This is a genomic window from Microbacterium sp. S308A+, assembly GCF_049800815.1.
Lineage (GTDB): Bacteria > Actinomycetota > Actinomycetes > Actinomycetales > Microbacteriaceae > Microbacterium.
In genome coordinates, this window is record NZ_JBNAFT010000004.1 from 194,708 (window position 1) to 214,603 (window position 19,896).

The 19,896-nt window shown below is 72.1% G+C and carries 17 protein-coding genes; 10 read left to right on the forward strand and 7 right to left on the reverse strand.

Annotated elements, in window-relative coordinates; all coding sequences use genetic code 11:
• Positions 1 to 22: 22 nt before the first annotated feature.
• Positions 23 to 424 carry a protealysin inhibitor emfourin gene (locus ACP15J_RS12145; RefSeq protein WP_424937257.1) on the reverse strand — a complete coding sequence of 134 codons (402 nt, stop codon included), beginning with the start codon at positions 422 to 424 and terminating at the stop codon, positions 23 to 25.
• The gene (locus ACP15J_RS12150; RefSeq protein WP_424937258.1) at positions 399 to 1,466 is read right to left on the reverse strand and encodes a M4 family metallopeptidase; all 1,068 of its coding nucleotides are present in this window, start codon (positions 1,464 to 1,466) and stop codon (positions 399 to 401) included. Before ACP15J_RS12150 ends, ACP15J_RS12145 begins: the two co-directional genes overlap by 26 nt.
• A 108-nt stretch (positions 1,467 to 1,574) precedes the next feature.
• Between ACP15J_RS12150 and ACP15J_RS12155 the strand changes: the two genes are divergently transcribed.
• The 4 genes from ACP15J_RS12155 (at position 1,575) to ACP15J_RS12170 (ending at position 4,416) form a co-directional block, all read left to right on the forward strand.
• Entirely contained in the window at positions 1,575 to 1,922 is a 348-nt protein-coding gene (locus tag ACP15J_RS12155) for an ArsR/SmtB family transcription factor (protein ID WP_424937259.1), read from the forward strand.
• Between the two features lie 28 nt (positions 1,923 to 1,950).
• A complete protein-coding gene (locus ACP15J_RS12160) occupies positions 1,951 to 2,931 on the forward strand; it encodes an SRPBCC family protein (RefSeq protein WP_424937260.1) in 981 nt (326 codons plus the stop codon).
• A 113-nt stretch (positions 2,932 to 3,044) separates the two neighbouring features.
• A complete protein-coding gene (locus tag ACP15J_RS12165) occupies positions 3,045 to 4,166 on the forward strand; it encodes a DUF998 domain-containing protein (RefSeq protein ID WP_424937261.1) in 1,122 nt (373 codons plus the stop codon).
• Positions 4,141 to 4,416, forward strand: a complete 276-nt coding sequence (locus ACP15J_RS12170; RefSeq protein ID WP_424937262.1) for a hypothetical protein — start codon at positions 4,141 to 4,143, stop codon at positions 4,414 to 4,416. The genes ACP15J_RS12165 and ACP15J_RS12170 overlap by 26 nt, the downstream gene beginning before the upstream one ends.
• Before the next feature lie 158 nt (positions 4,417 to 4,574).
• Here ACP15J_RS12170 and ACP15J_RS12175 read toward each other — a convergent pair whose 3' ends face one another.
• Both ACP15J_RS12175 and ACP15J_RS12180 read right to left on the reverse strand, forming a co-directional pair.
• Complete coding sequence (locus tag ACP15J_RS12175; RefSeq protein ID WP_424937314.1) at positions 4,575 to 5,921, reverse strand: MFS transporter; 1,347 nt, start codon at positions 5,919 to 5,921, stop codon at positions 4,575 to 4,577.
• A 5-nt stretch (positions 5,922 to 5,926) separates the two neighbouring features.
• Positions 5,927 to 6,367, reverse strand: a complete 441-nt coding sequence (locus tag ACP15J_RS12180; RefSeq protein ID WP_424937263.1) for a MarR family winged helix-turn-helix transcriptional regulator — start codon at positions 6,365 to 6,367, stop codon at positions 5,927 to 5,929.
• 95 nt (positions 6,368 to 6,462) lie between these two features.
• Between ACP15J_RS12180 and ACP15J_RS12185 the strand changes: the two genes are divergently transcribed.
• The 4 genes from ACP15J_RS12185 (at position 6,463) to ACP15J_RS12200 (ending at position 10,210) form a co-directional block, all read left to right on the forward strand.
• A complete protein-coding gene (locus ACP15J_RS12185) occupies positions 6,463 to 7,194 on the forward strand; it encodes a copper homeostasis protein CutC (RefSeq protein WP_424937264.1) in 732 nt (243 codons plus the stop codon).
• Between the two features lie 101 nt (positions 7,195 to 7,295).
• Complete coding sequence (locus ACP15J_RS12190; protein ID WP_424937265.1) at positions 7,296 to 8,168, forward strand: alpha/beta fold hydrolase; 873 nt, start codon at positions 7,296 to 7,298, stop codon at positions 8,166 to 8,168.
• A gap of 48 nt (positions 8,169 to 8,216) precedes the next feature.
• Positions 8,217 to 9,266 carry a lipoate--protein ligase family protein gene (locus tag ACP15J_RS12195; RefSeq protein ID WP_424937266.1) on the forward strand — a complete coding sequence of 350 codons (1,050 nt, stop codon included), beginning with the start codon at positions 8,217 to 8,219 and terminating at the stop codon, positions 9,264 to 9,266.
• Positions 9,263 to 10,210: a DNA-methyltransferase gene (locus ACP15J_RS12200; RefSeq protein ID WP_424937267.1), complete on the forward strand. Its 948-nt coding sequence runs from the start codon at positions 9,263 to 9,265 to the stop codon at positions 10,208 to 10,210. Before ACP15J_RS12195 ends, ACP15J_RS12200 begins: the two co-directional genes overlap by 4 nt.
• A gap of 280 nt (positions 10,211 to 10,490) precedes the next feature.
• Here ACP15J_RS12200 and ACP15J_RS12205 read toward each other — a convergent pair whose 3' ends face one another.
• Positions 10,491 to 11,381: a LysR family transcriptional regulator gene (locus ACP15J_RS12205; RefSeq protein WP_424937268.1), complete on the reverse strand. Its 891-nt coding sequence runs from the start codon at positions 11,379 to 11,381 to the stop codon at positions 10,491 to 10,493.
• Between the two features lie 151 nt (positions 11,382 to 11,532).
• Here ACP15J_RS12205 and ACP15J_RS12210 point away from each other — a divergent pair, with 151 nt between their 5' ends.
• Positions 11,533 to 15,054 carry a bifunctional proline dehydrogenase/L-glutamate gamma-semialdehyde dehydrogenase gene (locus ACP15J_RS12210; protein ID WP_424937269.1) on the forward strand — a complete coding sequence of 1,174 codons (3,522 nt, stop codon included), beginning with the start codon at positions 11,533 to 11,535 and terminating at the stop codon, positions 15,052 to 15,054.
• 225 nt (positions 15,055 to 15,279) lie between these two features.
• Here the strand turns inward: ACP15J_RS12210 and ACP15J_RS12215 are convergent, their stop codons facing one another.
• Positions 15,280 to 16,779, reverse strand: a complete 1,500-nt coding sequence (locus tag ACP15J_RS12215) for a carboxylesterase/lipase family protein (RefSeq protein ID WP_424937270.1) — start codon at positions 16,777 to 16,779, stop codon at positions 15,280 to 15,282.
• Positions 16,780 to 16,783: 4 nt separating this feature from the next.
• Positions 16,784 to 17,446 (reverse strand): TetR/AcrR family transcriptional regulator, encoded by a 663-nt coding sequence (locus ACP15J_RS12220; protein WP_424937271.1) that lies wholly within the window; start codon positions 17,444 to 17,446, stop codon positions 16,784 to 16,786.
• 136 nt (positions 17,447 to 17,582) lie between these two features.
• Here ACP15J_RS12220 and ACP15J_RS12225 point away from each other — a divergent pair, with 136 nt between their 5' ends.
• Positions 17,583 to 19,865 carry a glycoside hydrolase family 3 C-terminal domain-containing protein gene (locus ACP15J_RS12225; RefSeq protein ID WP_424937272.1) on the forward strand — a complete coding sequence of 761 codons (2,283 nt, stop codon included), beginning with the start codon at positions 17,583 to 17,585 and terminating at the stop codon, positions 19,863 to 19,865.
• Positions 19,866 to 19,896: the final 31 nt, after the last annotated feature.

Consider the following 19,896-nt stretch of genomic DNA (forward strand, 5'->3'; position numbering starts at 1 on the left):
GCATCGGGGTCCGCGAGCGCCTTCAGTCCGCGGCGTCGCGCACGGCGTCGACGAGGGAGCGCCACGGCCCGGTGAGCTGCGCCTCGGGCACGTCGCGCGCGCGGTCACCGGAGGGCAGGTGCGCGACGATCCGCCAGACGAACCGGTCCGCCCCGTCGGCCGCAGGGAGGGGCGACTCCCACGGGCAGCGCTCGACGAGCTCGGCCCAGCGCCTCGCCTGCTCGTGTGGCGGCTCCACCCGCCACTCCCGGCGGAGGCCGGCGATGCCGCCCGTGCGGACGACGATGATCGCGAGCGTTCCCGCCCGCCCGTCGTCGCCCCGGGGGGAGGACGACTCGGGGCCGGGCGCGTCCCCGTCCGCCGGCGGCGGGACGGCCTCCCGGTCGTCCGGGACCCCGTCAGCGCCGGGAGCCGGTTGGCGCATCGTCTTTCCCGTCGTCGAGGACGCCCACCGTCGTCCAGGCCGTGCGCAGCGCGGCGACGACCTTCTGGCCGTCCTCCTCCGCCGCGGCGAGCGTCGCGGTCGCGAACGCGGCGAACGTCGCCGTGGCCGAGAGGCCGCCCGTGAGCGCCCGGTACCAGACGCCTCCGGCCGTCTCCCAGGCGTCGCCGCCGACGGCCCGGGCGAACAGCGCGAACGCCCGGTTGGGGATGCCGGAGTTGATGTGGACGCCGCCGTGGTCCTCGGTCGTCCGCACGTAGTCGCGCATGTGCGCCGGCTGCGGGTCGGTGCCCAGCTCGTCATCGTCGTAGGCCGTGCCGGGATGGAGCATGGATCGGAGCGCCTTGCCCTGTACAGCGCCGGTGAAGATCCCTGCGCCGATGAGCCAGTCGGCCTGGTGGGCGGACTGCCCGCGCTCCCGCTGCTCGGTCAGGGCGCCCAGCACGTCCGCGATCGACTCGTTCAGCGCGCCGGGTTGATCCTGATACTCCAGGCCCGCCGTGCTCTGGATCACGCCGTGTCCGAGTTCGTGCCCGATCACCGAGAGCGACCCGGTGAACCCGCGGAACACCTGGCCGTCGCCATCGCCGAACACCATCCGCTGCCCGTCCCAGAAGGCGTTGTCGTAGCCGGAGCCGTAGTGCACGGTCGCGTCGAGGGGTGCGCCGGCGTCGTCGAGGGAGTTGCGGCCGAACGCGTCGAGCAGGAGGTCGAAGGTCGCGCCGAGCCCGTCGTAGGCCTCGTTCACCGTGGCGTCCTTCACCGGCCCGTCGTCCTCGCGGCGCACGACGGCGCCAGGCAGCCTCTCGGTGCCGTGGGCGTCGCTGATCGTACGGGTGGGTGCGGCCTCGACCTGTGCGACGAGCGATCCGTTCTCGTCGATCGAGAGCTCGAGTCTCGTCCGCCGCTCAGGGCGGCCGACGGCGAGCGTCTGCCGTGCTGCCTGCGCGGCCTCCGGGAACCGGCCGGATTGCGCCAGCCGGTTCAGCAGGTAGGAGGGGATGATCCCCTGTGGCTCGTCCATGGTGTGCCCTCCGGTCGTGACGTCCCCTTGTCGGGGACGATACGCGCGTGGAGGGACAAATCAAGAGACCCTTGACGGGAGGGGAGGCTTCCATTAACGTACAACCAAATGGTTGCACGAATTGAGTTGAGCGATGACGAGACCGACCGCCTGTTCCAGGCGTTGGCCGCGACAGTGCGACGCGACATCCTTCGGCGGACGATCCTCGAAGAGCAGTCGATCTCGCAGCTGGCCGGCGACTACGACATGTCCTTCGCGGCTGTGCAGAAGCACGTCGCCGTGCTCGAGGCCGCGCACCTCATCGTCAAGCGCGCCGAAGGGCGCGAACGCCTCGTCCGGGCGGATCCCACGATGATCGCCCGGGCACGGGCCCTGCTGGCCCGATACGAAGACCTCTGGCGGGCGCGCGTCGGTCGCCTCGACGCGCTGCTGGCCGAGCCGACCCCCGAACACTGAAGATCCTCTGAACCGAAGGAGCACGACAATGCCCGTGACCGAAGTCACCACCGACCCTGAGAAGCTGACGATGACCCTTGTCGCGGACTTCGCCGCCCCCGTCGAGCGGCTGTGGGCGGCCTTCGCCGATCCCCGTCAGCTCGAGCGCTTCTGGGGCCCGCCCGGATGGCCGGCGACCTTCACCGCGTTCGACCCCGTGGTCGGCGGTCGCGCGGACTATCGGATGACCAGCCCGAAGGGCGAGACCTCCGCAGGGTCGTGGGAGTTCCTCGCGATCGAAGCGCCCACGCGCTTCGAGGTGCTGGACAGCTTCGTCGACGATGAGGGCGCCCCGCTCGACGGCTTCCCGGCGATGCGGATGTCCTTCGCGTTCTCTGCGACGGACAAGGGCTCCCGGCTGACCAACACCACGTACTTCACCTCGGCAGAGGCGCTGGAGCAGGTCGTGGCGATGGGCGCCGTGGAGGGCTCGACGATGGCCATGAACCAGCTCGACCGGGTGCTGGAGGGCCTGCGGGCCTACGCCCAGGGCAAGGGCACGCAGACCGAGCTGCTCGACGACACCCACGTCCGCATCACGCGGCTCGTGGAGGGACCGCGCGAGCTCGTCTGGCGGGCCTACCACGAGGAGGAGCTGTTGCGGGCCTGGATGATCGGTCCCGACGGCTGGGAGATGACCCTCTGCGAGCCCGCGACCGAGGCGGGGCAGAGCTTCCGCTGGGCGTGGGCGCCGGTCGGCGACAACGAAGGCCAGGCCTTCGGGTTCGAGGGAGAGGCCCTCCTCGTCGACGCCCCGCGGCGGGAGGTGAGCACCGAGCGGATGACGGGGATGGAGGGGCCGTCGACGCTCAACGACCTCAACCTTGAAGAGGAGGACGGCGCGACGCTCATCACCCTCCTCATCGAGTACCCCGACAAGGAGACCCGCGACATGATCCTCGCCACCGGTATGACCGATGGCATGGAGGCCTCGTACGCCCGCCTGGAGCGCGAGGTCCTGGCCGCCTGACCGGTCTCTCCTCGGCTTCCTCCCCGGCCCGGTGTCGCATGGCGGCGCCGGGCCGGGTCTGTCCGCCCTGCCCGGGACCCGGGCGGATCGCCGTCCATGGTTCGATGGGAGGGATGGACGAGGACGAGGCGCTGCGGCGCGAGACGCGGACGGTCGTCGCGACGGGCGTCTGCTTCATCATCGGAACCGTGGCCGGCGCGATCCTCCTCGGCGGGGATCCGCGGCCGCTGGCGGGGCCCGGCGCGATGAGCGTCCCTGCCGCCCTCGTCGCCGGAGTCGTCTCCGCGCTCGCCTTCGTCGTCAGCGCCCTCACCAGCCGTCGTGGCGAGACCAAGGCGATGCCCCGATGGCAGACCGTCGTCGCGGACCTGTCGAGCGCAGCCACGACGATCGCCTTCGGCGCGGTCGCGGCGCTCGGCGTGCTGCTCGCGAGCCAGGTGCTCGCGGAGGGGCTGGAGGGATTGGAGGTGGCCGCGATCGGCGGCGGCCTGTTCACCGGGGTCGCGAGCGCGGTCGGCGGACGCTTCGCCTACGGGGCCGGCATCGGCCTGCGCACGCGCGATCTCGCCGGTCTCGTGTTCGGCTTCCTCCTCATCGGCACGCTGTTCGCGATGCTCACCGCCACCGAGCCGCGGTGGTGGGAGGACAACTTCTCGCAGCTCGGTCTCGGCGACGGTGGATGGGCGTTCAACGGCACGCTGATCCTCGCCGGGTTCCTCATGGCCACGGTGGGCTCCTACATCGGCCGCGACCTGCACCGCCTGATCGGCGACGAGGCCCTTCCCCGCATCTCGGTCGCGGTGCTGCTGTGGGCAGCGGCGGGGACCGCGCTCGTCGTGGTCGGCGCGGTCCCCGTCTGGCCATGGGCCGTGCCGCACATCGTCGCCGCGGTCGCCTCTCTCGCCCTGTTCCTTGCCGCAGCCTCGGTCACGGCGTGGGTCCTCCCGGGGCCGCCGCGTGCGCTGGCGCTCACGACCTGGGGGCTCGGGGTGCTGCTGGTCGGCGCGGTGCTGCTGTGGATGCCGTGGCGAGTGCTCTCCGGTGCCGCGCTGGAGGCGATCGCCGTCGGGCTCGGGTTCCTCTGGATGACCACGCTGGTCCGCGTCCTCGCCGTCCTCGCGCCCGACGCGTCCCGCCCCTCGGCACGAGCCGCACTGCTGCCCGGCGGGCGCACAGAAGAGCCACACAGAACGGGCGCACAATGGACGGATGGGACTCTTCGCGAAACGCCCTGAGGAGCCGTCTGCCTGGGCGGCGCTCCCCGGCGAGCCCCTCGACGACGAGGATGAGTTCCTCCTTCCCGCCGCTCCGTCGGTCGATCCGCTCGTCCTCGATGCGGATGGCGTGACATCGGTCTCGATCTCGGTCGTCCCGATGCCGTCCGCCGAGACGGGTGCCTCCGGCGGCGAGTCGGACGCGCCCGATGCCGAGGCAGGTCAGGGCGACACGACCGGTGCTGCCGGCTCGCCCGCCTCGGGCCGATGACGTCTGGGAACCCTGGCTGCCCTGCCCCGGGCTCAGCCCTGACGTTTGTCGGGCCTGAGCACGTTTGTCGGGTTGGTTTGCGGGTTGGGGCCGACGGGGTGTCGTTGGTCCGACATTCATACGCTGACGGGGCGCCGGGGGAAGAACCCGAGCGCGGATCAGGGCGTGGGCGGGTCCTTGCGCTCGACGCGGATGGGCGTGGCGGCGGTCGTCGCGGCCTTCTCGTCGCGGAAGGCGGCGGGATCCATCGCGCGCACCACCGAGAGCGGGCGGGTCTCGTCCAGCGTGAGCAGGAAGCGGGCGTCGTCCCTCCGGTGCAGTCGCCCGGAGACGGACATCCAGGTGATCCCGATCGCGAACGCGACGATTCCGGCGACACCGCCCACGGCGATGGCGGTGCGCGCGGAGAAGGCGTCGACGATCCATCCGGCGATGGGCGCGCCGACAGGCGTCGAGCCCATGATGACCGCCATGTACAGCGCGAGCACGCGTCCGCGCAGCGCCGGGTCTGTCGTCGTCTGCACGTAGCCGTTGGCCGTGGTCAGCATCGTCACTGTCGAGAAGCCGACGAAGACGAGGACGACCGCGTACGACCAGTACGTCGGCATGAACGTCGAGACGATCGAGGCCACGCCGAACCCCGCGGCGGCGATCACCAGCACCCGCACGCGCGCGCGGTCGCGGCGTGCGGCGAGGAGCGCGCCGGTGAGGGAGCCGATCGCGAGCACCGAGCTGAGGATCCCGTATCCGTCGGCCTGCCGCCCGAACTCCAGCGCCATGGTCGAGGCGAAGATCGGGAAGTTCATCCCGAAGGCGCCGATGAGGAACACCATGGCGAACACGACCAGCAGGTCCGGGCGGCTGCGGACGTAGCGGAAGCCCTCGGCGAGCCCGCCGGAGCTCCGGTTCTTCACGCGGGGGATGAGCTCGCCGCGACGGATCAGCAGCAGGGCGACGATCATCGCGAGGAAGGTCGCCGCGTTCGCGACGAAGACCCAGCCCGACCCGATCGCGACGATCAGCAGACCGCCGATCGCGGGACCGATGAGCCGGGCCATGTTGAACGAGGCGGAGTTCAGGGCGACGGCGTTGGAGGCGTCCTCCAAGCGGACCATGTCGGAGACGAAGGCCTGCCGCGCGGGCGCGTCGAAGGCGTTCGCGACCCCGAAGCCCAGCGCGAACAGGAGCATGAGCGGAAGCGTCATCACGCCGGTGAGGAGCAGGACGGCCACGCCGACGCCGAGCAGCATCAGCGACGTCTGCGTGGTGAGGAGGACCTTGCGCCGATCGAAGCGGTCGGCCACCCATCCGGTCAGGCTCACGAGCACGAGCGGCGGGCCGAACTGCAAGGCCATCGTCACGCCCATCGCGGTCGCGTCGTTGTCGGTGAGCTCGGTGAGCACGACCCAGTCCTGCGCGGTCGACTGCATCCAGCCGCCGACGTTGGAGACGATCGCGCCGAGGAACCAGACGCGGTAGTTGAAAGTCGAGAACGACCGGAACATCGCGCTCACAGCTCGGCGACCCTTCGCATCAGCGCGCTCGCCTCACGGAGCACCTCGAGCTCGTGCGGGGTGAGGTCGGCGGCGGAGAGCTTCGCCGCCATCAGCTCGTCGCGGCGGCGGACGGTCTCCGCGACGATGTCCGCCCCGACCTCCGTGATCTCCACCTGCACCCGTCGCCGGTCGTCCGGGTCGGGGATCCGCACGACGTAGCCCTGCTCCTCGAGCCCGGTGAGCATGGCGCTCATCGACGGAGCAGTGACGTGCTCGCGCTCGGCGAGGGCTGAGACCGAGTGCCGTCCGTGCATGCGCAGTCCGGCGAGCACGGCCAGCTGCGCGTCGCTCATCGCGTCGACCGCGCGGACCGAGCGCAGCCGACGGGCGAGACGGAACGCGGCGAACCGCAGATCGGTGGCGGTGCGATGGAGGGGGTCTTCGGGGGAGGTCATTACTTAGACAGTCTAAGTAGTTTTCGGGTGGCGCGGAAGCTGCAGACATCGGAGCGATGGCGGAGCGCGTCCGCGGGAGCGGGAAGAATGGAGGCATGACGATTGCCCTCGAAGTCGCCGTCCAGGACGCCGCTGGTGTGCGCGTCGCCCGAGAGATCGGCGCCGCGCGCGTCGAACTGGCCCAGGCCCTTCCGCTCGGAGGTCTGACCGCCTCGCCCGCCACGCTCGCGCAGGCGGTCGAGACCGCGGGGGACGACGGACCCGAGGTGCACGCGCTCATCCGCCCGCGAGCCGGCGGTTTCCACTTCAGCGCGGAGGAGCTGGCCGCGAGCGAACACGACGTTCGTTTCGCCGTCGCCCATGGCGCGTCCGGCGTCGTGATCGGCGCGCTCGCCGCGGACGGGACCGTCGACGTGGAAGCCCTGGCCCGGCTGCGGGATGCGGCGGGAGGGGCGCCGGTCACGCTGCACCGCGCGATCGACGTGACGCCGGACCCGCTGGCCGCGCTCATCTCCGCCGTCGAGCTCGGCTTCGCGCGCGTGCTGACATCGGGAGGCGTGTCGTCCGCGATCGACGGCCTCGACACGCTGCGGGCGCTGGTGACGACCGCAGACGGGCGGATCGAGGTGATGGCCGGGAGCGGGGTGAACGCCCATACGGTGGCCGAGATCGCGGCGACCGGCGTCGACGCGGTGCACTTCTCAGCCAAGCGGACGGTGCTCGCCCAGGGAGACGTGCGGATGGGATCCGCCGCCGACGGCGTCGGCGGGCACGACGTCACCGACCTCGCTCAGGCGAAGGCGGTGCGCGAGGCTCTGGGGCTGTAGCCCGCGCGCCACACGGCGAACCATGATCTCGTGCCGAGGCCGGACCACTGCCGCGAGCGGGGACCACACGGCGCCTCGCACCGACTCCGTAGACTCGGGGCATGGCCGAGTTCCGCACCGCCGAGTTCACCGACGCGCACGGCATCGCGATCGTCTACGACGTGCATCCCGCGGCGGGCGCCCCGGACGCGCCGCTCCGTGGCGTCGTGCAGCTGCTGCACGGGGTGGGCGAGCACGCAGGCCGATACGGCGCGCTGATCGACGCGCTGACCGGCGCCGGGTTCACGGTCTACGCGGACGACCACCGCGGGCACGGCCGCACCGGGATGAAGCAGCACGGCGGCGACGCGTCCAGGCTCGGGCGCCTCGGGCCGGGAGGGCTCCGTGCGGCGGTCGCCGCGGAGTGGCAGCTCACCCAGATCATCCGCACCGAGCACCCGGGGGTCCCTCTCGTGCTCCTCGGTCATTCCTGGGGGTCCTTCCTCTCCCAGATGCTCCTGAACGATCACCCCGACGCGTACGACGCCGTGATCCTCAGCGGCTCCGCGCTGCGCACTCCGCGTTTCCTCAACGCCAGGCCGTTGAACGCCCGCTGGGCGGGGCCGGGGGCGACCGGCCTGGAATGGCTCTCCCGGGATCCCGAGGTGTGGTCCGCCTTCGCCGCCGATCCGCTCACGACGCAGGAGCCCCTGCTCGCGCTCTTCGGGCCGGTCGAGGCGGCGAGGCTGTACGGGCGCCCGCGCAAGGACCTGGGGGCCGACGTCCCGATCCTGCTCCTCGTCGGCCGGGACGACCCGGTCGGCGGCCCGCGCAGCGTGCACCGGCTCGCCGACGAGTACCGCACCCGTTCCGGTCTCACCGACGTGACCACGCTCGTGTACCCTGACGCCCGGCACGAGGTCTTCGCCGAGCTCCAGCAGGACGAGGTGCGCGCCGACGTGCTGGCCTGGCTCGACCGGCACGTCCCTCGTTAGCGGACGCCGTTCCGCAGAACCGCGCCGTGCCGCGCGTAGGCTGGGGACGTGCATGGTGAATACAAGGTCCCCGGCGGAAAGCTCGTCGTCGTCGACTTCGAGGTGACGGGCGGGGCGATCTCCGGGTTCCGTCTCGCGGGCGACTTCTTCCTCGAGCCCGACACGGCGCTCGACGACATCAACGCCGCCGTCTCGGGGCTGCCCGCCGAGACCGACGCGGCCGGCATCGCCGCCGCCGTCCGTTCCGCCCTTCCCGAGGGCGCCCAGCTCCTCGGGTTCACGCCGGACGCGGTGGGGACGGCGGTGCGCCGCGCGCTGGTCACCGCTCCGGGATGGCGGGACTTCGACTGGGAGATCGTGCACGAGGACGCCGTCTCGCCGCGAACGAACCTCGCGCTCGACGAAGTGCTGACGACACGCGTCGGCGGGGGACTGCGCCGTCCCACCCTGCGCATCTGGGAATGGGACGAGTCGGCCGTCGTCATCGGCTCGTTCCAGTCGCTCCGCAATGAGGTGGACCCCGAGGGTGCGGCGAAGCACGGCTTCGACGTCGTGCGACGCATCTCCGGCGGCGGGGCGATGATGATGGCCGCGGGCCAGATCATCACCTACTCGCTCTACGTGCCTGCCGCGCTCGTGCAGGGCATGACGTTCGCCGACTCCTACGCCTTCCTCGACGACTGGGTGCTCCAGGCGCTCCGCTCTCTGGGCATCGACGCGGTCTACCAGCCGCTCAACGACATCGCAGGGCCCTCCGGGAAGATCGGCGGGGCGGCCCAGAAGCGCCTGGCGAACGGGGGCGTGCTGCATCACGCGACGCTCTCCTACGACATCGACGGTCAGACGATGACCGAGGTGCTCCGCATCGGGCGCGAGAAGCTCAGCGACAAGGGGACGGCGTCGGCGGCCAAGCGCGTCGATCCGCTGCGCAGCCAGACCGGCCTCTCCCGTGCGGAGATCATCGATCGCTTCATCGGGACCTTCCGCGGGCTCACCGGCGCGGAGGACGGCGTCATCTCGGCCGAGGAGTACGCCGAGGCGGAGGCTCTCGTGACCTCGAAGTTCGGGACCGACGCCTGGCTGCACCGCGTTCCGTGAGCGGACCGGGCGCGGCGGGGGCGGCGGAGACGAACGGCCGGGGAGCGGTCGAGATCGTCCACGGTGACAGCCTCGCCGTCGCGGCGACCCTGCCGTCCGGGTCCTTCACCCTCGTCTACCTCGATCCGCCGTTCAACACCGGGCGCGTACAGGAGCGGCACGCGGTCTCCGTCCGACGTGCCCTGCCTCCGACCGCGGAGGACGAAGCGGATTCCGCGGTGGCGAGCGGCACCGATCCCGTCGCGACCGACGGCTCCGATGTCGAGGTCAACCGCGGCTTCCACGGCCATCGCTACGAGCGGGTGCGGAGCCTGCTGCACGCCTACGACGACCGCTTCGACGACTACGGCGACTTCCTCATGCCGCGGCTCGAGGAGGCATGGCGCCTCCTCGACGACGACGGCACGCTCTACCTGCACCTCGACTACCGCGAGGCGCACTACGCCAAGGTCATGCTCGACGCGGTCTTCGGCCGCGAGCGCTTCCTCAACGAGATCATCTGGGCATACGACTACGGCGCCAAGCCCCGCACCCGCTGGCCCACCAAGCACGACACGATCCTCGTGTACGTGAAGACCCCGGGGGCACACGTCTTCAATGTGGACGAGATCGAGCGGGAGCCGTACATGGCTCCGGGGCTCGTGAGCGCGGAGAAGGCTGAGCGGGGCAAGCTCCCCACGGACGTGTGGTGGCACACGATCGTTCCCACCTCTGGGCGGGAGAAGACCGGATACCCCACCCAGAAGCCCGAGGGGATCCTCCGCCGGATCGTGCAGGCCTCCAGCCGCCCGGGGGACCGCGTGCTCGACCTGTTCGCCGGCAGCGGCACGACGGGTGCGGTGGCCGCGGAGCTCGGCCGCGACGCGGTGCTCGTGGACGTCAACCCCGAGGCGATACGGATCATGCGGCAGCGGATCCGGGACGCGACGGTGCGTTCGGCCTGAGGCCCGCTCCTCCGCGTGCCCGCTCCTTCGCGTGCCCTGGCTTTGTGTGCCCGCTCCTCCGTGTTCCCTCTCACCCTCGCGCCCTCGGCAGTCGCGCCTCGGGGCGAGACTGCTTCTCCGTCTCGAGAGCTACTGGGAAATCCGCGGTCTCGTGAGGGAGAAGCGGTCTCGTGACACGGAAGCGGTCTCGTGACACGGAAGCGGTCTCGTGACGCAGGACCGGTCCGGCGATCGCAGGCTCAGTCCCACAGGCTCAGCCCCCGGCTCAGCGTCCGCCGGGTCAGGAGGAACGGCGGGCGGGGAAGGCGTCGCGGAGGGCGTCCCGCACGAGGGCGATGGCGTCGCTGTCCCGCGCGGACTCGCGGACGGCGGCGAAGACCTCGCGCACCGGGTCGCCGGGGAGGTCCGCGAGCGTCAGCCCTGCCGCGGCGTCGCCCCAGATCAGGTCGGGCAGCATTCCCACCGCGTGCCCGGCGGCGATCAGCCGGACGTGGGCGGTGAGGTCGGCGGCCTCGTAGCGAACGTCGGGCTCGAAGCCCGCGGCACGGCACTGCTGCATCGTCCACTGCCGGGCGGCGGACCCGCGTGGCTCCATGACCCAGGGCCGGTCGCGCAGCGCCGGCAGCGAGGCGGGCGCCTCGCCCGGCGGCAGCACGAGCCGGATCGGGTCCTCGCCGATGAGCGCGTGCGTCGTCCCACCGCGCCGCTCGCGCGTGTGCCCGGGATACTGCTCGGCGATCACGAGGTCGAAGCGCCGTGCGATGAGCTCGAACAGCCCCTCCTCGGGCGGGGTCTCGACCATCTCCACGCGGAGCGCGGGAGCCCGCTCGGCGAGCAGGGTGAGCGCGGCGGGGACGAGCGACTCGGCTGCCGTCGGCATCGCGCTGATCCGCACGGTCTCCGCGGGCGCGGGATCGGTGGCGAGAGCCTGCCTGGCCGCCTCGTCGAGCTCGAGGGCTCGCGCGGCGTGCGCGGCGAGGAGTCGTCCGTGCGGGGTGAGCCGCACTCTTCGCCCGTCCGGCTCCAGGAGGGCGACCCCTGCCTCACGCTCCAGGAGGGCGAGCTGCTGCGAGACCGTGGACGGGCTGTAGGAGAGGCTCGCCGCCACTTCGGCGATCGTGCCCCGCAGCGCGAACTCGTGCAGCAGGCGCAGGCGTCGCAGCTCGAACACGGAGCTCCTTCACTCCTCAAGAAACATACGGATATGACGAACATTATCCGTCATGAATCATCGCTTTTCACAGACGTTCGGAAGGGACAGGCTGGGATCGATATCGTCGTGCCCCCGCACGCTCCACCCACCCCTCCGAAACCGAGCAACCATGACCGTGACCGATCCCGCCGCCGTGACCGCCACTTCCGACACCGCTCCCGCCGCTGCGGCTCCTGGTGCGGGCACTCCTGCCGTCTCCGCCCTCGCCTCCCTCGCGGACGACGCCGTCGCCCTCGTCCGTCAATGGCTCGTCGACAGCCGCGCCGTGCCGGTCGACACCGCCGCGCAGCGCCTCGCCGGCGTCCTTCGCGACGAGAACGGCCTGGACTTCACCGTCGGGTTCGTGGACGGCGTCGTGCGGCCGGAGGACACGAGGGTCGCCGCACGGAAGCTCAAGGAGCTCGTGCCGCTGACCCCGGGGTTCCTCCCGCTCCCGCTCCGCGCCGCGATCGCCCTCGGCGGCGCCTTCGCCCCGCTCTTCCCCGGGATCGTCGTGCCGATCAGCCGCCGGGTGCTCCGGGGCATGGTGCGCCACCTCATCGTCGACGCGCGGGACGAGAAGCTGGGCGCGGCGATCCGCCGTATCCGGGAGGCCCAGGACGTCCGGCTGAACGTGAACCTCCTCGGCGAGGCGATCCTCGGACGCGACGAGGCGGCCCGTCGCCTCGAAGGCACCCGCCGGCTCCTGCGCCGTGACGACGTGGACTACGTCTCGATCAAGGTGTCCTCCACCGTCGCCCCGCACAGCCCCTGGGCGTTCGACGAGGCCGTCGCGCACGCGATCGACGCCCTTCTCCCGCTCTATCGCATCGCGGCTCAGGGCACGACGGCGAAGGGCGGCGCCTCCGGGAAGAAGTTCATCAACCTCGACATGGAGGAGTACAAGGACCTCGACCTCACGATCGCGGTCTTCACCGGCATCCTCGACCGTCCCGAGTTCCGCGATCTCGAGGCGGGGATCGTGCTGCAGGCCTACCTCCCCGACGCCCTCGGCGCGATGATCCGCCTGCAGGAGTGGGCCGCCGCCCGTGTCGCCGCGGGAGGGGCGCCGGTCAAGGTCCGCGTCGTCAAGGGCGCGAACCTGCCGATGGAGACCGTCGACGCCGAAACCCACGGCTGGCCGCTGGCCACCTGGTCGAGCAAGCAGGAGTCGGACTCGTCGTACAAGGCCGTGCTCGAATACGCTCTCCGTCCCGAGCACGTCGGGAACGTCCGGATCGGCGTCGCGGGGCACAACCTCTTCGACATCGCCCTCGCCTGGCTCCTCGCGCAGCAGCGGAGCGTGACCGAGGGCATCGAGTTCGAGATGCTTCTCGGCATGGCCTCGGCGCAGGCGACGGTCGTCAAGCGCACGGTCGGCTCGCTCCTGCTCTACACCCCGGTCGTGCACCCGGACGAGTTCGACGTCGCGATCGCCTACCTCATCCGCCGTCTGGAGGAGGGGGCGTCGCCGGAGAACTTCATGTCGGCCGTGTTCGACCTCGACGCGGACCCGGCGCTGTTCGAGCGTGAGAAGGAGCGCTTCCTCGCCTCGATCCGCACCGTGCCGGCCGGCGTCCCCGGGCCCAACCGCGTGCAGGACCGCACCGCGGCGCCCGCTCCGGGCCTCCGCGACGGGTTCGTGAACACGCCGGACACCGATCCGAGCCTCGCGGCCAACCGGGCATGGGGCGACGCGATCCGTGCCCGGATGGAGGGCTCGACGCTCGGTGAGGAGACGGCGCGCACGCACACGCTGTCCACGGTCGCGCAGGTCGACGAGACGATCGCCACCGCGGTCGCGGCCGGCGAGGCCTGGCGCGCGCTCGGCGCCGACGGCCGTGCCGAGATCCTGCACCGCGCGGGGGACGTGCTCGAGGCCCGGCGCGCCGACCTGCTGGAGGTCATGGGGTCGGAGGCCGGCAAGGTCATCGAGCAGGGCGACCCCGAGGTCTCCGAGGCGATCGACTTCGCGCACTACTACGCAGAGAGCGCCCGGCGCCTCGCCGACGTGGACGGCGCGGTCATGCAGCCGGTCGGGCTGACCGTCGTCACACCGCCGTGGAACTTCCCCGTGGCGATTCCCGCGGGCTCTGTGCTCTCGGCGCTCGCCACCGGCTCTCCGGTGGTCATCAAGCCCGCCCGCCAGGCTCGTCGTTCGGGGGCGGTCATGGTCGAGGCGCTGTGGGAGGCCGGCGTGCCGCGCGAGGTCTTGCAGTACGTGCAGCTCGACGGTCGCGATCTCGGCACGCGTCTGGTGAGCGACCCTGCCGTCGGACGGGTCATCCTCACCGGCGGGTACGAGACGGCCGAGCTGTTCCGTGGCTTCCGGAAGGACCTCCCGCTCCTCGCAGAGACCAGCGGGAAGAACGCGATCATCGTGACGCCGAGCGCCGACCTCGACCTCGCCGCGAAGGACGTCGCCTACTCCGCCTTCGGCCACGCGGGCCAGAAGTGCTCCGCCGCCTCGCTCGTGGTGCTCGTCGGCTCCGCCGCGCGGTCCGCGCGCTTCCGCCGTCAGCTCGTCGACGCCGTCCGCTCCTACGACGTCGGCGCGCCCAGCGACGGGTCCACACGCATCGGGCCGCTGATCGGCCCGGCCGAGGGCAAGCTCCTCGGCGCGCTCACCGAGCTGAAGGGCGGGGAGCGCTGGCTGCTCGAGCCGGAGCGGCTCGACGAGGCGGGGCAGCTCTGGCGTCCCGGCATCCGCGAGGGCGTGGTGCGCGGATCGGAGTTCCACCGGGTGGAGTACTTCGGCCCCGTGCTGGGCATCATGACCGCGGACACCCTCGACGAGGCGATCGACATCGTCAACGACATCGACTACGGCCTCACCTCCGGCCTGCACTCGCTCGACGAGGACGAGGTGCAGCACTGGCTCGCGCGCATCGAGGCCGGCAACGTCTACGTCAACCGCGGCACCACCGGCGCGATCGTCCAGCGCCAGCCCTTCGGCGGCTGGAAGAAGGCCGCGGTCGGCGCGGGCTCCAAGGCCGGCGGGCCGAACTACCTCGTCGGGCTCGCCGACTGGGCCGACGCCCCGGCCCGCTCGCCCCGGACGCTCGACGCCCTGGGCTCCTCGGCCGTGGCGGCGGCGGACGCGGCCGACGCCGAGTGGCTGCGCGCCGCGCTCGCGACCGACGTCGACGCCTGGGAGTCCGAGTTCGGGGTCGTGCGCGACGCGACGGGGCTCGTGACCGAGCAGAACGCGCTGCGCTACCAGGCCGTGCCGGTGACGGTCCGCTACGAGGGCGGACGCGTCGCCGAGCTGCTCCGCGTCGTCGCCGCAGGCCGCCGTGCCCGTGCACGGGTGACGGTCAGCGCGGCGTCGCCGCTTCCGTCCGGCGTGCTGACCTGGCTCGGTGCGAACGACGTCACGGTCGTGACCGAGGACGCGGCCGCGTGGGCCGCTCACGCCGTCCGCCTCGCTGCGCGCGACGGTCGTGTGCGCGTGATCGGGGCGACGGCGTCGGAGACCGCAGCAGCGGTGGACGGGTCCCCCAGCCTCGCGATCTACGCGGGCCCCGTGGTCTCGGCCGGCCGGGTCGAGCTGCTGACGTTCCTGCGCGAGCAGGCCGTCTCGATCACCGCACACCGCTTCGGCACGCCGCATCGTTACGAGATCCCGCTCCTGGATCCCGTTCGCGGCTGACGGCCGTCCGCAAGGCCTGTCCGTGAGGCCCCGTCCGTTCCTCGGGCGGGGCCTTCGCGCGTCCCTGACGGCGTCGCGGGTGGGGTGCGGGTGGGGCCGCGCGCGCAGATGGCTGAGGATTCTCCGGACGGCTGTGCCTCCGCGGCCGAATCGCCCGCCGGGCGGAGAATCTTCAGCCATCCGAGCAGAGGAGGAGCGCCGGCCCGGTCCGGCCCGCGGCGGGTCTCAGGCCAGCGGCAGGGCGTCGTCGTACGCGGTCGTCGAGATCGCGGGCTCGTCGGGCGCGCCGCCGAAGACGCGGGTCGTGCCGGGCTCAGAGCGCCAGGTGGGCCAGCCAGGGTCGCCGTCGCGGATGAGGGCGACGGCGGCGGCGTGCATCGTGGAGGCGAGCGCGGACGGCGGCGCGTCGCCGGCGAGAGTCGCGACATGCGGCTCGTCCAGCGCGTCGAACCAGAACGGCACGTCGAGGCAGTGCAGCGACCATCCGCGGGTGGGAGAGACCCAGGCGAAGCGGTAGGCCCAGGTGGGCTCCTCGGCGCGGGCCTCGGCGACGCGGACGACGAGCGACCGGAACACCACATCCGTGACATACCGGCCGAGCACGGCGGCGGTTCCCTTGCGACGTTGTGGACGGTTGGCGGCGAGGTAGGCGCGGCGGAGGCGGCGGTCGCGCAGGATGCGGGCGAGGACCCAGCCCGCGGGCAGAAGGCGCAGCCGGTTGCGGACGCCGTCGAGGATCATCGTGAACTCGTCGTCGGTCGATCCGAGCAGGAGCGGTTTGCCCGCGCCGATCCCGGCGCGCAGCGACTTCACGGTCGGGCGCTCGATGAGCTCGCCGTCGACCACCGGCCCCCACGGGAGGCCGTTGCGCAGGACGTCGGTCATCGCGGCGGCGCCTTTGGCGTCCAGGAGGGCCGCTTGCGGTTGCAGCTGCATCAGGCGCCGCTCTGGCACGTCGCGGAAGCCGGCGAGATCGGGGGCGCAGCCGGCGAGCTCGGCCAGCCGGAGGGACCGTGCTTCGACGAGCTCCCGCGGGATGTCGGCGATGGCGGGCGAGATGGCCAGCGCGCGATGGAAGAGGTGCTGTGCCCGTGGCATGCCGAGGAGGGTGAGGACGGCGCCGCCTCCCGCGGACTGCCCTGCCACGGTGACCTGCGCCGGATCCCCGCCGAAGGCGGCGATGTTCTCCTGCACCCATTCCAGCGCGGCCAGCCAGTCCAGGACGCCGCGATTGGCGGGGGCGCCCTCGATCCAGCCGAACCCGTCGAAGCCCAGGCGATACGAGACGGCGACCGTCACCACGCCGTCCCGGTTGAAGGCCCGTCCGTCGTACCAGGGGCTCGCCGGCGAGCCGTCGACGTATCCGCCGCCGTGGATCCACACCATCACCGGCAGCCCCGTGCCCGGGGTCGGATCCGGTGTGAAGACGTTCACGTTGAGGGTCGCGTCTCCCGGGACGCTGGGCTCGGGGATGAGCGTCTCGCCCTTGTCGCCGCGCTGCGCGGTGGGGCCGAAAGCGGTGGCGTCGCGGACCTCGGTCCACGGCTCGGGCCGCACGGGGGCGAGAAAGCGGCGTTCGTCGACCGGCGCCTGGGCGAAAGGGATGCCGAGGAAGGCGGCCGAGGCGTCTGCGTCGCCGGGGACTCCACGCCAGAGGCCGCGGACGGGCCCGAGAGCGGTCTGGACGACGGGAGGCTCGACGATGGGGATGACGGGGGTCTCCATGTCGTCAGCGTATCGGCGGTGGTCTGAGAGGGCGCCTCTCCGTCACGGGGCGGACCGCCTCTGCCTCGCCTCCTGACGCGGGTGCGGGTGCGACGAGGGCGAAGAGCGCGTCGACGAGCGCGGCCATGTCGAGCTCCGGCTCGACCAGCCACTGCATCTGCGCGCCGTCCGTGACGGCCTGCAGCAGGCGGGCGAGGTCGGTCGGGTCGATCCGGTCCGACACCCGCCCGGCGGCCTGCTCGGCGGCGATGGCCGTCGTCCAGCCCTCGCGCATGGCCTCGCCGCGCTCGCGGAAGAACTCTCGCGACGGGTGCTGCGGGTTCGCGGCGTCGGCGGCGAGGCGCGTGAACAGCTCCACGAGGCCGGGGACCTCGGCGTTGTGGCGGACGAGTCCGAGGTACGCCTCGCGCAGCTCGTCGATGTCGCCGCGGAACAGGTCACCGTGCTCGTCGACGTCGAGGGTGTCGCGGGTGCGGAGGATCTCGACGAACAGCTCCTCCTTGCTGTCGAAGTAGTGCAGCAGGCCGGCCTGGCTGAGCCCGACCTCCTCGGCGAGCTCCTTCACCGAGGCGCCGTGGTAGCCCTCGCGGGCGACCACGGAGAGCGCGGAGCGCAGGATCTCCTCGCGCTTGGCGATGCCCTTGGCGTAGGAGCCGCGTCGTGTCATCCCTCGATGGTAGACGCCCGGACAGCCGCTTTCATCCAAAAACCGAATAACGCTTGCTTTTTATGATCCGACCTGATTGATTGAGTCCGACGGAGTCCCCGTCCCCGACCCGTGCGCTGCACCGAAGGAGCACCCGATGTCCGACATCCCCCAGGACGCCCTCGCCGCCCTCACCGTCGAGGAGAAGGCCTCGCTCACCAGCGGCGCGGACTTCTGGACGACCACGGCGATCCCGCGGGCAGGCGTCCCCGCGATCATGCTCACCGACGGCCCGCACGGCCTGCGCAAGCAGGCGGGGGCGAGCGACCACCTCGGGCTGGCGTCGAGCGTCCCTGCGACCTGCTTCCCGCCCGCCACCGCCCTCGGCTCCGCCTTCGACCCCGTGCTCGCCGAGCGGGTCGGCGTCGCCCTGGGCGTGGAGTCGGCGATCGAGGACGTCGCCGTGATCCTCGGACCGGGCATCAACATCAAGCGCTCGCCGCTGTGCGGCCGCAACTTCGAGTACGTCTCGGAGGACCCGATCCTCGCCGGGGTCGTCGGGGCAGGCCTGGTGCGCGGCATCCAGTCGCAGGGCGTAGGCGCCTCGCTCAAGCACTTCGCGGCGAACAACCAGGAGAACGACCGCATGCGAGCGTCGAGCGACGTCGATCCGCGTCCGCTGCGCGAGATCTACCTGCGCGGCTTCGAGCGCGTCGTGAAGGACGCGCAGCCGTGGACGGTCATGTGCTCCTACAACCGCATCAACGGCGTCTACGCCTCGGAGGACCCGTGGCTGCTCACCCGGGTGCTGCGGGACGAGTGGGGATTCGAGGGCGTCGTCGTGTCGGACTGGGGAGCGGTGAACGACCGGGTGGCCGCGCTCGCCGCGGGACTCGACCTGGAGATGCCGTACAGCGGCGGCCAGACCGACGCGCAGATCGTCGCCGCGGTGGCGGACGGAACGCTCTCCGGCGACGTGCTCGACACCGCGGCCGCCCGCATGCTGGCCCTGATCGGCAAGGCGCAGCGCCGCGCCGCCGCGAGCGGGCCGCTCGACATCGAGGCCCACCACGCCCTCGCCCGTGAGGTGGCGGGGCGCTCCATCGTGCTCCTGAAGAACGACGAGGTCGGCGACGCGCCCCTCCTGCCGCTCGCGGAGGACGTGACGGTCGCCGTGATCGGCGAGTTCGCCCGGACGCCGCGCTACCAGGGCGGTGGCTCCTCGCACATCACCCCGACGCGGGTGGACGCGGCGCTCGACACGCTGACGATCGCGTGCGGCGATCGGGTCGCCTTCGCGCCGGGCTTCGCCTTCGACCCCGCGGCCCCGGCGGACCAGGTGACGGCGCTGCGCGACGAGGCGGTCGCGCTCGCGGCCTCCCGCGATGTCGCTGTGGTGTTCCTCGGACTCACAGACGCGGAGGAGTCAGAGGGCTTCGACCGCGAGCACATCGATCTGCCGGCGGCGCAGCTCGCGATGCTCGACGCCGTGCTCGCCGCGAACCCGCGTACGGTCGTGGTGCTGTCGAACGGGTCGGTCGTGGCCTTGCCGTTCGCCGACCGGACGCCGGCGATCGTGGAGGCATGGCTGCTGGGGCAGGCGGGAGGGTCGGCCACGGCAGACGTGCTCCTCGGCGCGGTGAACCCCTCGGCGCGGCTCGCGGAGACGATCCCGCTCCGGATCGAGGACACCCCTGCCTACGGCAACTTCCCCGGCTCCTTCGGGCACGTCCGCTATGGCGAGGGGATCCTCGTGGGCTATCGCTGGTATGACGCCCGCCGGATGCCCGTCGCCTACCCGTTCGGGCACGGTCTGTCGTACACGGGCTTCTCGTACGGCGAGGCCGCGGTGTCGGTGCAGCCCGACGGAGACCTCTTCGTCACGATCCCCGTCACCAACACGGGCGCACGTGACGGGCGTGAGGTCGTCCAGGTCTATGCCGGCCCCGTGTCGTCGGTCGTGGAGCGTGCCCCGCGAGAGCTCAAGGCGTTCGCCTCGGTCGAGATCCCCGCGGGAAAGACGGCGGCGGTCGAGCTCGTGGTCCGTCGCGCCGACCTGGCCTACTGGGACGTGCGCGTGGACCGGTTCGTCGTCGAGGGTGGTCGCTACCGGATCGAGGCCGGCGCGTCGAGCCGCGACATCCGCGCCGCGGCCGAGGTCGAGATCGACGGCGACGAGGTGCGGCTCCCGCTGACGCCGGAGTCCTCGGTCGCCGACGTGCTCGCGCACCCGGTCGTCGGGCCGATCGTGCAGGAGCGGTTCGCCGCGATGCGCGAGAGCGCGGACGGTGCGATGGACGCCGGCATCATGGGAGACGAGGCCATCGCGAAGATGATGTCGTCCTTCCCGATCGGCCGGATGGCCGGCTTCCCCGGGATGGGCGTGGACAGGGAGCAGGTGGCGCAGCTCATCGCCCTCGCCAACGCGTCGCAGGGGTAGCCCGCACCCCCGCGCGTTGCCCGCCGCGCCC